This is a genomic window from Lelliottia sp. SL45 (assembly GCF_026672535.1).
In the GTDB taxonomy this organism is placed as follows: domain Bacteria; phylum Pseudomonadota; class Gammaproteobacteria; order Enterobacterales; family Enterobacteriaceae; genus Enterobacter; species Enterobacter nimipressuralis.
This window is the reverse complement of record NZ_JAPPRH010000012.1, coordinates 14271-27496: the sequence shown is the minus strand read 5'-3', so window position 1 is coordinate 27496 and position 13226 is coordinate 14271. Positions and strand designations below refer to the sequence as shown.

Genomic DNA, 13226 nt, shown 5'->3' with positions numbered 1-13226 from the left:
CAGATGTTAAGCAGTAAAAAAAGGAAGTCCCCTACAAATATCAAAGAATCGCTCAATGATAACGCTGACCGTTTTTATAAGATGTTTCGCATTCATACCACGGCAAAAGTTGCTATGTCGCTAATTGCCATGACCGCTGTAGGGTTTTCTTTCTACAATCTTTACGAACAATGGCAGGACGCTGAAGGGAAGAAAGACCATATAGCTGTAATACGGATTTCTGGCGAGATGGGTACCGGCTCGGAAACGGGCGATGGAACAGTGATCGCAACAGCTCTTGCCAAAGCTTACAATAATCCCCATGCCAAAGCAGTTATTATCGAGGCAGAGTCAGGTGGTGGTGGTCCCTCTGACGCCATCATTATTTACCGCCAGATAAACGCGCTTAAAAACCACCAGCCACAGATTGAACGCGTATCAGATGCCGGTGGCTCTCTTTCATCTGTAGCCGCTGACAAGAATAACAAAACCGGGAGCACAGAACGTGGCGATGAAGCACGGTCGAAGCAAAACTCCCTCGAAGTACTCTCCAGCGGTACCGGTCGTTTTTTCTCTGATATCGCAGACTCATATAAACCAATCATCGTTAGTGTGAAAGGCATATGCGCATCCGCATGCTATTACGCGGTATCGCCCGCTGATGCAATTTATGCCGACAGTAATGCCCTGATCGGTTCTATCGGTGTGCGTATGGACCACTGGAATCTGTCAGAGATCATGAGCACAGTAGGCGTCAAGAATGAGCCCCTTACGGCCGGTGAATTCAAAGATGCTCTTGACCCCTTCCACCCATTGTCCGATTCAACGAGGGAGTTCATGCAGAATGAGATCCTGAACACGATGCATGAAAAATTTATAACTGATGTTGAACTTGGACGGGGTAAAAAGCTTCTCTCGCGTCATGATGCCGATGCTGTTTCTCTCTATTCAGGCCGTGTATGGCCAACACCTCAGGCAGTTAAGTACGGCCTGGTGGATGGAGATCTTACGTCAGTAGAGATCCGTACACGTCTTTCAAAAATGTACTCCACTGACACGTTCAAAAACTACAATGAGCCTCATCGTAATCTCCGTTCTGCACTCGGCATGCTGATGAGCCTGTCTTCAAATATTGAGAGCCTTACCGGTACCACTACCCGCCTGGTAGAATCTGTTAATGCCACCAGCTACCCCTCAGTGAGGTAACATGGATGCTTTCAACCTGCTGTGGAGCATTACGGGGGTAGCTTTCATTATCCTTATTTTCGTCGTGTTGCTGTGTCTGTTGGGTTTTATGACCTCTGCCATAGCGGAACGGCGGACTGCAAAGGCAATTGAATCTGGGCTTCCTGAAGAAGCTCAGGGGCTACTTAGTGATCTCACCTTTCAGTTGTCGGCTTATAGCACTACGCAGGTTGATCACATTCTCGTAGCCCCACATGGTATATACGTCATAGAGCAGAAAAACTACGTAGGCAAGCTCTACGGTACTCTGGAGGAAAGCCACTGGCGGAAATGGACTCAGTCCCGAACCCTCAAGTTGCAGAACCCGTTTAAGCAAAACCAGGGGCACATCAGGGCTATTCAGTCTGCTCTTAAGGCTAGAGAACTGGAATGTATCAATGTCGTCATCATAAACGGACGTTGTAAGTTTGATGGCATCAAGCCGGAATGGTTATGTATGGGGATGGACGATTTTATCAATAAAGTCAAACAACGACGAGGGCTACGGTTGTTCACACCGGAGTCTGTTCAGCACATCTGTTCGGTGTTGAAGTCAACAAGGAAGTCGCCAGGGCTCTATACGGACCTTACTCATATTCACAACATAACGACAAAGTACAAAGCCCCGATGAAATTCGAGCAACGAGTAACATACATTCTGCTCAACTTTATCCATTATCTGTGGGCAAGTCTGTTCACTAAGCCGAAGCCTTAGCGCTCTATCATTGGTAAGGCTGTAAAATGTCTGCAAAAGGCCCCATCGTTAAATCGTTGGGGCTTTTTCTTTGCGTAGTTCTGATACGGTTTATCCTGTGGAGCATTATGGCCACCAGCCAGCTGGTGACTGGCCAACCGCTTTGTATGACGTAGCCTACTCAGGGCAGGCTATTTTAGAGGGACCGATTTTTATCCGGGCTACTTTAGAAAGAGATAATTTGAACTTAGGCGGGCTGACCACCAGCAGAGAGGTAAATCACTAGCCGGTGATATTGACAGAAGTCGTCAGGGGTTTAACGCCGGAATATTTTGCCAGGCCTCCTGCAAGGTCTGCAAGACTTCTACAAGCGATAGTGACGGCCACAGGACTGTTTCCGTCATTATCACTCCAGGTGGCTCGCACTCTACTGGTACCAGAATTAAAACAACACGAGTTCCTTTTACCTGGTAGGCAAGGTTTACTGCCGGTTGGCGGTAGGAGGCCAGTACACCCTCACCATATTGAGCAGGGTTACTTGCCCAGTTCCGCACCATTCCATACACCTGAGGCATATACCGACTATCCAGATCCCCTTTGGGCCGTCTGAACGGCACGATTTCTTCTGAGCGGTAGGTGGTCGTTGTTGTATTGGTTGTCATCTTTGTCACCTCCCCTGTTCGTCCATTTAGACTTTTAAGCTGCTTTACACATCACACTCAACTGATTATTTAAGCTGGTCATCGTCTCTGGCCAGCATAGCCCAACCATTCGCCTGGTTTTCGCGGGAGTAAGGATTCATTTCAAAATAACTATCTACCGCATCGCTGTCCGCAACAGAACTGTTGTTAGCTCTCTTTGAACCCTGAACCACTACAGCATCAACCTCTGCGGCTTTCCCGTTGCGCTGTACCAGGATTTTAACCGTCTTGGGCTTACGTCTTGCGAGCAGTTTGTTGGCGATAAAAAGCACAACAATCCAGGCCAAAAGCACGTATAAAAATGTATTCATAATGCCCTCCTTTGTATGTGATTATTATACCTGCTTCCATTGCAGGCCAAACAGGTTCGGTGCATGAAAAATAGACTTCTCTCCGGCGTATAGCAATCTACTTAATGATCTGTTTTCGTATCAAACTGCATGGCATAACCGAGGGGCGTACGTGGTGAGTCAGAAAGTTACTTTCCCAATAGTTAATTTCAGATCCTTCTTCCAGTTACGCTTCAGTATAAAACCGATACCCTCTAATTCAGCATCCTTCACGTTTAATACGCTTCACTTTAAGGCAGGGCTTTGCGGTTGAAATGAATTCTTTTTCCGGTTGCTGGACATGGGTTTCATCTTAATAGGTAAAATTGCAGGCTATCAGTCACCACCACCACCACCTCCGTCACCTCCTCCACCGCCACCATCACAACCACCAGCTATGCTGTTGTCACCATTACAATCACTTCCGAGGGGGTTCAAATGGCTGCTCCCCTGTAGATGGTGTCCTTGCCAGATTGAACCCGAACCAGCGCCTCCTGAGCGTCTTTGCTTGCCCTGAGGCAATTGTGCAGGCTCACCAGCACCGGCGGTCCCAAAAATGTCCCGGGCAATTTTATAAAGAAGGTAAAAAGGGACGCCCAGCATCATAAAAAAGATTACTGAAAATATTACACGTTCCATTGATGATCTCCTGTCTGGTGAGAGACCAGTTATATCAGGGTGATTCAGTATTTCCGTTTAGGAAAGAGTACTAATTTGGCCCTGTTCGATCTTAATTTGCCATCCGGGAAAAAGTCATAGGGATAGGCCTGCCAGAGTCAATAACTTCCAGTGATCTGGAGGAGACCCCGGCTCTCTGAGCCCTCATGGATGGTACGGCTTTACCCCCTGTAAACAGATTCACGTTCCGCAGGACAAACATCGACTACTGACGTCTCATATTTGCTGACGCTAATCCGACGTCTCATTGCCGTCTGCTTGTTTTCTTTAAAGGGTGTATTAGACGAATATCAAATCGGAATGGTAGGGGATGTGTGGGCACCATGCCCGGCCCTCTTTGAGCATCTGAGAGATTGGAGACCTAGCCGGGTAAGATAGCTACTTTCTTACGGGTTACCCTTCAAATCCAAAGACGAAACGGACGCTGCCGTTCTCCACGTGGAGACGCTTTACTTCTTCGACAAATTCCTGGATCACCTCTCCGGCGTTATCGGGTGGTATAGCTGACAAAATTTCTTCCGAAGTCAGCCATGAGTATGAATGTTCACCGAATAAATCATCATCTTCGGACGGTATATCATCAGGTAATCCGCGTAATGCGTGGATAAAAACTGCTGATGTGCTCGCCCTTTCACGATCTACATCAAATCCGAGCCAGGCAAAGTGGAGATATGATCGGTCCCCTTTATAATTGCTTGATAAATTAATCCATTTACCAGGCTTTTCTTCCCTTTGAAATCGCCAGCAGATATCAACGCCCATTAAGAAACTCCATTACTATCGTTCGTATGAGATAACTATCATTTCAGAATACTATGACTTCTTCCCGTATAGAACTAATCGCTCACGCCATTTAGCTACTTACTTTTTTACGTACGCTTGCAGCGCAGTGCCTTGAGAGAAGTAAGTAAGACTGGGCGAAGCCAACCGGTTCCGCCACCTCGCTCATCGGCTTTTAGGCGTAAGCACTGAAGTCAGCCTCCATGCTAACTGGCGAGCCTGCGAAAGTCAGACTCGTTGTTATAAAGCGGCATATCGTAAGCAGTGTCTGAAATGAACATTCGGATCTGCTCAAGCGTCATGCCACAATGAAAACGGGTTACGCTCACATTGGCCCGGGGGAAGTCAGCACAAAACGCATTCAGAACATTCTCATGGACAATACCAATGTTGATTAACGCAGCTGGCCCGTTGTCACGGAAAGATACGACACGGAATCCCCCATACCAGCCTGACTGGGAGAAAAATGAAAATGCACTGGTTGCCAGACCATTAGACAGGTCATAGCGCAATTTCCCGCTCAGAGACTGGCTGTCTCTGCTGTACACGCGATTAATGAAAATGCCGGGACCAACTTCTACCGGCTGCTTGTTGCTTGCTAAACACGGAAAGCCCACCAGCGAAACCTCCCTTTCTCCTGACCAGTTTACCTGATACCCGGCAGTGAGAAAGTCAGTCAGTTCTACGCCAGAAAGAGCATTAATGGCCGCAATATCGGTAGCCAAAATATTTACGTTTTTCATATTCATCTCATCTATATTCTAAAGTGCGTTTTTTGTCTATCAGCCCGAGGATTGAAAATTTGAATATTTAATGTGACAGAAAAATACCTGTCACCTTTTCAAAAACTGCCTGCAATTGAATATCGAGAGAGTCCATTTTAAAATCCACCAGCTCAGCTTTATTATCGCAAACCGAATAAAAATAGGAGTCAAATGCGTCTGTATCTTCATCTTTAAAAATACGGAAGGAATTAATTTTATTATGCCCTTCAAATTCGGCATGAATACCATAGCGAACCGAGCCGTCATCGAACTGAACAACCCGTCGTACAGAATTAATCCGGACGTACTGTTTTAAGGCCCTCGCGAAATCGGCATTTAACGCCAACGCTCGTAAGATTGAATCAGCGGTTTCATTCTGCTTTTTACGATCATATTCAAACATCCCACAGCCGGTGTTACGAAAGACCGGCTGAAGAGCATTAACCAGGTTGAAGGAATCCACGTTTCTGTCGTTTCTGTACATGAGATATCTCCTGCCCCTCCGCTATACGAAGGGGCTTGATAGGGTTACTGCCAGGCTGCGATCACTTCTTCGCATTGGAAATGAGATAAGCACTGCTGGAGTAGAAGAGCCAGCACCGCTGTGTTAGGGACGCGATTGTTACACCACGCGTTGAATAGCAGCTGCCATGGACCGGCATAATACCCGGCCAGTTTCTTTTTTTGTTTAGCTGTACGGCAGCTGGAAATGGCCTGCTGATAAAGGCTTTCATTCTCATCACCAGCCCGTTTTTGCAGAGTGCGGTAAATATACGAATATAGACTGTCAGAACAGTTTGAAGCGTACGCCAGTTGTTTTTTCATAATACCTCCTGTTTAGAAGCATTATATGTAAACAGCCTCAGCGGCTAATAACCCGAAGCAATATAATTTGCATTTTTCCGTTTCTGAAGACGCTTTTTAGATTAATATTTCCTGAGTCATCACAACTTATTATTCTTCCCGTCTGCTGTTTTATTTACTCCCCAGTTAGTAATCACGCCAAGTCGGCGCAATTTTTCACGTTGTTCATAAATAAAAAAATCGCCAAGGCAGTCTTTTAAAACTTCACTATCCTGATATTTTATTTTTTGAAGCATCCTCGCAGCTATAGCGCGTTTAAGGAATATGGCTGCATCAGGCTCAAGCATTTGTGAGGACTGTCTGACGGTCTCCTGCATGTCGACGATACTGCTGAGCTTTTGTCTGACCACGCTTAGCATAGTGTTCGGGGACCGCTTAGCGGCTGAATATAACCCGAAACAACGTTACGCATTGTTTTACTCACTGCAATGTTCCATTTAAATCTGTTTGTTCCACCAGCTGCTAACATCAGCGTTATTCATCCTGAGGCTTCGCCCGTGATATTCAGATCAGAGGCAGCATAGATGAAATTGCCAGAGTAGATCACTGCATGCGTGAATAGTGGTTTGTATTCAGTTCTGCGTTTGCCTGCTTTTCCAGTGCTGTCATAACCCGGCGGAGCATCGCCAGAGCCTGAACAGGCGAGCTCCCAAACTGCACTTTCACTTCATCCGTATCATGATCCTGAATCAGGTCGAGGATGTTCACTTCGATCCCTGCCCCGTTTTCATCTTTTGCCGTGCACTGAATACTTACCCGTGTCACCGAATCCGTCAGGACTGGCAGTGGGTTAGTCTTGTCTACGTTGCTAACAGCCTTCTTCATTACCCAGTTTCCCCTTGCCCTGAAAAAGTTACCGACCCGTCCGGATGGAGGGGTCGGTCAGAAAATCATGCCTGTCCCTTGTTCATCTTCTCAGCATGCTTACGCAGGTACTCTTTCAGGTCAGCATGAGCGTTGATGATATCGTTCATTTCATCATTGGTCAGAACAAGCGTGTAAGTATCAGTGCTGACAGATTCACCTTCTTTAAGCTTGGCTTCTTCAGCAATACGTTCAAAAATCGGGATCGCGGTGTCGGCAATGACGGTCACGGTCTTTTTGTTCAGAACGCTGGACATGGATGGTGCTTTACCTGCCGGGTTCTGTTTAGGAGCGCTGTCCTTTGGAGCCGGAGCTGGTTCCTGTTCCGGTGGCGTAACCAGCGTCTCTGTATTGCTTTCATCATTCAGTTGATCCGGTACCGGGGTGTTAACGGTAGCATTACCTGCCGGTTGCTCATCACCGGAGTTTTCCGGAGTCTGCGGATCTGCCATGCGCTCTTCTACCTTGGCAGCTTTGACGAATTTCAGCGTGTTTTTCGTCGCTTTACCATAGATGGAGATCGCCTTGTTGATGTTGTCTACCGCATCCTCACCGCTGTACATATACTCGTCCAGCGCAACGTACATGCTCACCTGATCGCTCACAAGCATGGTCTGTAGTTCAGAAGGCAGGTCCAGTACGCGAACCATCTGGCGAAGATGCTGCTCTGATTTACCGCGTTTTTTTGCCAGTTCCGCAAAGGTCTTAGGCTCTTCTTTATCTTCAACCAGACGCTTAATTGAAAGCGCTTCAGCTACGACAGACAGCGCCAGATTGGAGTTGCCGGTCAGGGTGAAGAGTTCTGCTTTTGAAGCGCTACCGCGAAACTCTTCGCAGCGAATACGAGTAATGCGTTCACGCCCTTCTGCTTCCAGCTGGCGGTTTGCAATAGCGATGGAACGGATACGGCAAGCCCCCTGACGCAGTACAGGTACGCCATTAACCATCTGAACAACGATAGGCGTCACGCTGAACGGGTCTTCCATGTAGGCATCGGCCAGGCTGTTCAGGTGTTCCACAACGTGAGGCATTGAATAGTAGAGCTCGCCCATACCGGCCGTGCGAGTGTTAAAGCCTTCCTGCTCTACAACAACCGAAGGGTCAATGATAAGGCCGTTACCTTTACGGGCACCGTTACCAGTGCGTTCCAGGTAACCACGAAGGCTGATTTCGTTGCTGTTGTTTTTTACTTCAGTTTCGATTGCGGACATTTTTGTTCTCTCTTTTGGTTGGTTGTTTAACTGCGCTACAACACAACAATACCAGGTTCGACATTTTTTCTAATAGGTTGCACAGAAGAAAAAGTAACTTTTCTTAAAAAAAATTCCTGAGGCAATACTACTCGATCCGTCCGTTTTAAATCTTCACAACAGTGGGCCGTTTTTACGTTTAAGCAAAATAACTGGTTCAGAAGGTGAGTCAGAGAGAAAAGTTACTTTTCCGGTTGTCTGGGCCAGTGATGAGAGAGTGGCAGGACAGGAATGGCTAAACCGGTGCGGGTCTCTTGTAAGTCGCAGGGGATTGAGGAGATATAGAGGTAAACTGGTTCGTTCAGTTCTTGGATTGAGCCGGGCTTTTTTGGCCCGGGCTTAAGGAAGCGGAAATTTGAACGAACTGGCAGGTAATGCTTTATGCCGCCGACAGCTGGCCGTCAGTGCTTTGCTGTTCTGGTTTGACAGTTGGGGGATAACCGGCAGTTAGCCGCTGGCATTCCGCATCACAGAAAGCCCTGAGGTTGCTGAAGACGGACTCCATGAAATCAGCATGAGCATACGAGTCTACAGGACGTGTCTTGTTATCTTTCATCTTGTTCTCCTCAATCATTATTAAAACCAGCGGATTTAGTTCCTGGCGCTCCATCTGCTGACCGGCTTTCCCAGAGAGCAGCGATGTGTCGGGTTCTGTTTCTCATTTTATCGTTTTCATCGGGCCCATCCGGCCGTATAAGAGACCGATTTGGCATGTTTAGGAAACGTACTGGCAACATTAAAAGCTGAGGTTGGCTTTGGAATAAAAGGATGCTTTTCCCGTTTGTCGGGTCTTTCGCTACCGCTGCACGATGATTCTGTCTGGCATTCTGCGCCCTCCCAGGCTGTACATCTGGAAACAAGCGTTGGGATGTTCCCTTCCCCTGCTCACCGCAGAAAGATCGGTAAGTCCCGACGGTCGTTCCGTACGAGCCGGGTCCAAATAATGAATAAATACAACGCCACTTCAATTGTATTGACAATAGAAGCCAGGAGGATCATAGTGTCATTCATGGTGCGGCTTTCGCACCACCGCCCCGGCGGTACCGGGCAGAACTGGAGTACCTCATGAAACTTTCCCGTCAGACGACTTCTGATACTTCTGTAGATGGCCGTTCACGCGCATATGCCTGGGGCCGAGTCCATTATTTCATTATCGAACATGCACCAATGGCTGAGCTGGTCGCTATTGACGAGTTGCTGGAAAAAGCTGGCTGGAGCAATGACGGCTGTCCGAACTATGAGAAAGATGACGAGTTTGGTAATGCTGGTTACAGCTGTGGTTACTGGATCGATATTGACAGCGTGGGAAGCTTCAAGGCTGACTACAAACGTCTTAAGGGTGAGATTAGTGCGCATATCGCCTCAAAGGCGGCAGAGGTGGAGATCCGCGTACTGGACTCGATGTCCGACAAAGAATGTAAAGATGTTGCCTCGGTGGCATGTACTGTTCGCCGTGACTTACGTACGCAGTCCGAATCGCTTCATTCAATGCGTACTATCGTAACGGTTGATCATTACAATCCCTATGTGACCACCAGCCGCCCGCTGAGCATTTCCGGCTGGACACTTATCCACGACTGTCTGAAAACCGGCACCATCAATGACGTCTGTTCACGGTTGAGCTCATTAATCCTGCACTCTGAAGCCGCGATTGTCCGTTGTAAGGGAAGCTTCGACTACTCTTCGGAACACGCTCAGCTATCGTTCTTTGCTGGTAACGACTATGTCACCAGACGCACCCTTGTTGATGCAGCTCACGAAGAGGCTCTGCGAATGAACCGCCGCTTTGATGAACGCATTGTAATGAACGCGGATTCTGATGCCAGAAGGCTCCAGTGCGAATTCAACCTGAGCAACCATGTCGTACAGCGTCGGACCGTTGAATCTGCTCATATCCAGGCAATCAACGAAGACGTCACCCGTTCACAGGCGGAACCACGCTGCCCTGGAAAGCTTCTTCTGAAAATGACCAGTCATGAGGAAGTGCGGGACTCACTGAGCACCTGTTAGTCCAGCGACACCCCCTGCGGCTCTACTACCGGGCCGCAGTCTGCTCCGGCCAGATGGTGCCAGTGGCGTAATGAATTTGTTTAATAAGGCTGAGTATGATGAATAAAGAACAACTAATCGACAAACTGGAACGCGTGGTATGTGGTCAGTACTCCTACGAAATGCAGGAGCTTGCGTATTCGGCCCTCTGCTGCATTAAAGGCACCCCGGACGACTGCGCTAAGTTCCCTGTTACGCGTCCGCTGCCTGACACCTTAGTGGACGTATGGGACGAGATCGGGCAATACCTTGGCACAGGCAAAGCCATTGAAACTCGCAGTTGCGGCGTTTCGCTTCTGCTTCATGGACACTGCTACGATTCAAATCATGTGCTGTACTGGCGCAATGCTGGCGCACTTCCAGCAGCTTGCGATACGCCACTGGCTGGTGGGTCTCGCAAACTGTTCACCTGCTCAGCCTGTGGAGTGGACGGTCTGGATGAACCACCTGAAACCAGTTGCCACTGCTGCACAGAGGGGGCCCACTGGATTGAGAGCAGGCTCTTCACCTCCGGGCAGGCAGACACTGAAGAATTTAGACCCGTGGCGGTCGTGAAAGAGTGTGCAGGCTCAACGCCGGATGATCGGCTCATCTGGAGCGTGATTGAACAGCTCAACGGCGAACTGGCGGAAGGCGATAAACTATTTAAGCGACGCTGACAGATCACGGCAGCATTTATATCAGACGAACTCCAGAATAATTTAAAGCAACCATGAACATGAAAAAGCCCAAAGCTGCATTACAGAATGCCATGAAAGAAGATGTGCCAGCTGTGACACAGATTCAGATGCGATCTACGGTTTCCAGAAAGGTTCGCTATGTAAAACAGGCAAATCGAGAGGGTCTGAAATTATCTGAGTGGATGTCGCGGCATCTCGACGCTGTCTGTGATACCGCAGATGAGATTCATAAAGGCAAACGCTCAACTCCGGTTGCGCCTGGGAAGATTCCCCCTGAGGTATACCAGGTGATATACGATCAGTGCGGCGGGTTCGTGGAGTGTGATGCTAATGCCCAGGTTATCTGGGAAGCCTGCCGTGATGCCATTCTTAACGGAGACAAAGGGTAAAAGGTAGGTATCGCCTGTCATTTTACCCTTGTGAGGACAATACTGATGAACCATGAGAGCCGAACTGTATACCTGAACACGGCCATTGAGGCCCTGCTGAAAGCTGAGGCGGCTCTGAACGATCTGGCATTAGCCTATGAGCTTAAACCTGATGAAAAGGCAAGCGCATGCCATCCCAGAACCGGCACACTTTCCACTGCGTCCCAGGTAAAAAAACTTCGCCGTGTCCTTGAGAAGCAGAAGGTATGAAGGCCTGCATCAGCCAAGCCCGGATATAAATACATGCTCTGCCAGGTGAGTACCACAACCCGGTAGCCGAATGATAAGTTTTGATTTCACGGTTGCAATTTCTCCCTCTGGCATCACTGCTCCACGATGCACCCCAATCAGCTTAGCGTCTGATAATGAAGATGCACCGGACCTGCATGAAGCGGAACGGTGCCCAGCTGAGTGTTTGTGGGCACAATGAACTGCAATTTGATGATGGGAATGACAGATGGCTGGTGGCCCGCTGATATGAACGCTTTCCCTGCTTAACGTAACTAAACCCAATCTTTTCACTAAAAGAAAAAAGGGTTCCTCCGCTTTAGAGGAACCCTTTCAAAAGGTGCCGATGGCATACTAAGCCACACCCTGAAAAGAGGGGGTTGCCCCCCTCTTTGTCAGCTACTTACCGGATTCGTAGGCCAGGATAGCAGATACCTCCCTTGTTCCGTCTTTCATCCGCAACTCGCAAAGCGAGTTTCGTGTGAGCCAGGTGAATATCAACAGCGTTAAACAAACTATTAATATGCACAAAACAATGGGTTGGTTCGGCATTTTCATGGCCTTCTTCTCCTTGCATTTAAGCAGGCAAGAGGCTACTCTGAATGTGTCTAGCATACAGGGGCCTCGGGTTAATTGAAAAATTACTCGGGGCTTTCTGCTTTTACCACAGTCAAACAGTGTTACCGCTGGCTGGGGCAAAAGCCTCCAGCACCAGCGTTATTATATCACCCCGTCCTGATCAGCCAAACACCCAACCTGCATAAATTACTGATTTATCATTTATTTGACATGAGTCACTTCCGGATGTCGGCGACAGTCTTTTTGTACTTAAGAAAGTGGAAACGGGCAGCAGTGTAGATCATCCGCGTTACCGGTAAATACAGTGCAGTTCCCGCCGGTTCCGTTTCCGGATGCAAGGGTCGGTTCAAGGGGCACTGGTTCCGTTGATTAGGGAAAGCTTATGTGCCTGAATACGGCTGTATTCGAGATGGGATGGAATATTACAGATGCGCTCCAGTCGATCATGCAGCCTCGTGTAGGTCAGTCGATGAATACCGGACATTTCATCAAGTAGCCAGCGCTTGACGTAAGGGTTACAGGAAAGCCGGGCAAGGTCGTCGTCATCCACTTCGTCGAAGAACCAGTACTGTTTCATCGGGACTACCTGAAAGATCCACGGTCGGGGATAGTCCCCTGTGACAACCAAAAACCATCCAAAAAAACATAGAAACAGCTCAACGACCATCAGCCCCCCAAATTGCATATTACTCAGACCAGGCACATAGGGTGAGCTATCCGCTACATATCCCCTGAGTAACTCCACCATAAGATAGCCCAATAGTGTTAAGGCCAGCATCAGGGTCAGGATTAATCCCCCATTAAACGCTACCGAAGCCTTTTGAACCCGATCAGGTGCTGTCCGGCTGCGATAGTTGATCACTACTCTTTCTACAAGTGCCCTTATAGCAGCCTGTTCTTTACTGACATCAGCTCCGGAAAAACCGGACGGGCTTTTATTTAATTCAGTCATACCCCACTCCTGTTATGTGCTCTACTGAACAAACACGTAGATCATACAGAGCTCACGGACGCACTCCTGCCAGATAAAGGAGGGAATTTGGCTGTAAGACGCTTAGCCAACAGTTCAGGTTATGCGTGGGATCCGGCCAGTCAGAAAGGAATCCCTTAATGACAGGAAAGGCTAAAAGCAAAT

General features: G+C 48.2%; 19 protein-coding genes and 1 pseudogene. 6 read left to right on the top strand and 14 right to left on the bottom strand.

Going from position 1 to position 13226, the window contains the following annotated elements; genetic code table 11:
• Positions 1-3 precede the first annotated feature (3 nt).
• Positions 4-1185: a S49 family peptidase gene (locus OVA10_RS24070; RefSeq protein ID WP_268197072.1), complete on the top strand. Its 1182-nt coding sequence runs from the start codon at positions 4-6 to the stop codon at positions 1183-1185.
• Position 1186: 1 nt separating this feature from the next.
• The gene (locus tag OVA10_RS24065; RefSeq protein WP_268197071.1) at positions 1187-1918 is read left to right on the top strand and encodes a nuclease-related domain-containing protein; all 732 of its coding nucleotides are present in this window, start codon (positions 1187-1189) and stop codon (positions 1916-1918) included.
• Positions 1919-2205: 287 nt separating this feature from the next.
• On the opposite strand, the gene OVA10_RS24060 is transcribed toward OVA10_RS24065, so the two are convergent.
• From OVA10_RS24060 to OVA10_RS24010, 11 genes are all read right to left on the bottom strand, one after another.
• Positions 2206-2559 carry a hypothetical protein gene (locus tag OVA10_RS24060; protein WP_268197070.1) on the bottom strand — a complete coding sequence of 118 codons (354 nt, stop codon included), beginning with the start codon at positions 2557-2559 and terminating at the stop codon, positions 2206-2208.
• Between the two features lie 65 nt (positions 2560-2624).
• Positions 2625-2909: a hypothetical protein gene (locus OVA10_RS24055; RefSeq protein ID WP_042896207.1), complete on the bottom strand. Its 285-nt coding sequence runs from the start codon at positions 2907-2909 to the stop codon at positions 2625-2627.
• 354 nt (positions 2910-3263) lie between these two features.
• On the bottom strand, positions 3264-3566 hold the full coding sequence (locus OVA10_RS24050; protein ID WP_268197069.1) for a hypothetical protein: 303 nt from the start codon (positions 3564-3566) through the stop codon (positions 3264-3266).
• Between the two features lie 432 nt (positions 3567-3998).
• Positions 3999-4367, bottom strand: a complete 369-nt coding sequence (locus OVA10_RS24045; protein WP_000537761.1) for a hypothetical protein — start codon at positions 4365-4367, stop codon at positions 3999-4001.
• 224 nt (positions 4368-4591) lie between these two features.
• Complete coding sequence (locus OVA10_RS24040) at positions 4592-5128, bottom strand: hypothetical protein (protein ID WP_268197068.1); 537 nt, start codon at positions 5126-5128, stop codon at positions 4592-4594.
• Between the two features lie 67 nt (positions 5129-5195).
• On the bottom strand, positions 5196-5633 hold the full coding sequence (locus OVA10_RS24035; protein WP_000286108.1) for a hypothetical protein: 438 nt from the start codon (positions 5631-5633) through the stop codon (positions 5196-5198).
• 44 nt (positions 5634-5677) lie between these two features.
• A complete protein-coding gene (locus tag OVA10_RS24030) occupies positions 5678-5974 on the bottom strand; it encodes a hypothetical protein (protein ID WP_050862371.1) in 297 nt (98 codons plus the stop codon).
• A gap of 119 nt (positions 5975-6093) precedes the next feature.
• Positions 6094-6330 carry a hypothetical protein gene (locus OVA10_RS24025; RefSeq protein WP_250318988.1) on the bottom strand — a complete coding sequence of 79 codons (237 nt, stop codon included), beginning with the start codon at positions 6328-6330 and terminating at the stop codon, positions 6094-6096.
• A gap of 226 nt (positions 6331-6556) precedes the next feature.
• On the bottom strand, positions 6557-6838 hold the full coding sequence (locus OVA10_RS24020; RefSeq protein ID WP_042896222.1) for a hypothetical protein: 282 nt from the start codon (positions 6836-6838) through the stop codon (positions 6557-6559).
• A gap of 65 nt (positions 6839-6903) precedes the next feature.
• On the bottom strand, positions 6904-8088 hold the full coding sequence (locus tag OVA10_RS24015; RefSeq protein ID WP_144839095.1) for a DNA-binding protein: 1185 nt from the start codon (positions 8086-8088) through the stop codon (positions 6904-6906).
• 418 nt (positions 8089-8506) lie between these two features.
• Complete coding sequence (locus OVA10_RS24010; RefSeq protein WP_001371930.1) at positions 8507-8683, bottom strand: hypothetical protein; 177 nt, start codon at positions 8681-8683, stop codon at positions 8507-8509.
• A 509-nt stretch (positions 8684-9192) separates the two neighbouring features.
• On the opposite strand from OVA10_RS24010, the gene OVA10_RS24005 reads away from it, so the two are divergent.
• The 4 genes from OVA10_RS24005 (at position 9193) to OVA10_RS23990 (ending at position 11494) form a co-directional block, all read left to right on the top strand.
• On the top strand, positions 9193-10137 hold the full coding sequence (locus OVA10_RS24005) for a DUF5417 domain-containing protein (protein ID WP_268197067.1): 945 nt from the start codon (positions 9193-9195) through the stop codon (positions 10135-10137).
• A 95-nt stretch (positions 10138-10232) separates the two neighbouring features.
• On the top strand, positions 10233-10835 hold the full coding sequence (locus tag OVA10_RS24000; RefSeq protein WP_249941129.1) for a hypothetical protein: 603 nt from the start codon (positions 10233-10235) through the stop codon (positions 10833-10835).
• 59 nt (positions 10836-10894) lie between these two features.
• Positions 10895-11245 (top strand): hypothetical protein, encoded by a 351-nt coding sequence (locus OVA10_RS23995; protein ID WP_000743059.1) that lies wholly within the window; start codon positions 10895-10897, stop codon positions 11243-11245.
• Between the two features lie 45 nt (positions 11246-11290).
• The gene (locus tag OVA10_RS23990; RefSeq protein WP_001015182.1) at positions 11291-11494 is read left to right on the top strand and encodes a hypothetical protein; all 204 of its coding nucleotides are present in this window, start codon (positions 11291-11293) and stop codon (positions 11492-11494) included.
• Positions 11495-11911: 417 nt separating this feature from the next.
• Here the strand turns inward: OVA10_RS23990 and OVA10_RS23985 are convergent, their stop codons facing one another.
• The 3 genes and pseudogenes from OVA10_RS23985 to OVA10_RS23975 form a co-directional block, all read right to left on the bottom strand.
• Positions 11912-12031 (bottom strand): type I toxin-antitoxin system Hok family toxin, encoded by a 120-nt coding sequence (locus tag OVA10_RS23985; protein WP_223152483.1) that lies wholly within the window; start codon positions 12029-12031, stop codon positions 11912-11914.
• Positions 11979-12089 (bottom strand): annotated as a pseudogene (locus tag OVA10_RS23980) (DUF5431 family protein); the annotation flags it as partial. The gene OVA10_RS23985 and the pseudogene OVA10_RS23980, both read right to left, overlap by 53 nt.
• 348 nt (positions 12090-12437) lie before the next feature.
• Entirely contained in the window at positions 12438-13043 is a 606-nt protein-coding gene (locus tag OVA10_RS23975; protein ID WP_112823525.1) for a hypothetical protein, read from the bottom strand.
• Positions 13044-13226 lie beyond the last annotated feature (183 nt).